Origin of the sequence: Bacillus sp. SIMBA_005 (assembly GCF_046535585.1) — a bacterium.
In the GTDB taxonomy this organism is placed as follows: Bacteria; Bacillota; Bacilli; order Bacillales; family Bacillaceae; genus Bacillus; species Bacillus pumilus.
This window is the reverse complement of record NZ_JAWRWI010000291.1, coordinates 1-277: the sequence shown is the minus strand read 5'-3', so window position 1 is coordinate 277 and position 277 is coordinate 1. Positions and strand designations below refer to the sequence as shown.

The 277-nt window shown below is 54.2% G+C and carries 1 protein-coding gene; it reads left to right on the top strand.

Going from position 1 to position 277, the window contains the following annotated elements; genetic code table 11:
- On the top strand, positions 1-189 hold a 189-nt coding region (locus SB660_RS20165), incomplete at its 5' end, for an EAL domain-containing protein (protein ID WP_410584074.1).
- Between the last annotated feature and the right edge of the window lie 88 nt (positions 190-277).

Sequence of the window (277 nt, the reverse complement as noted above, 5' to 3'; positions counted from 1 at the left end):
GAAGCCATTGTGCGTATGGGCCAGGCGCTGGGGTTGGAGCTGATTGCCAAAGGTGTGGAAAACCAGGAGCAGGCGATCAGCCTCATGGCACTGGGTTGCTGGCTGATGCAGGGATATCACTACTGCCGCCCGGTACCGTTCCTGAAACTGCAACAGATGCTGAAGACCGGCAATCTGAGGCCAATCTAGCGCAATCGATTTTTCTCGTTCGGCCAGCCGCTGATGTGGGGTGAAATTGAAAGATCGTATTCTGAAGCTTGGATCTGTTACAGCGATG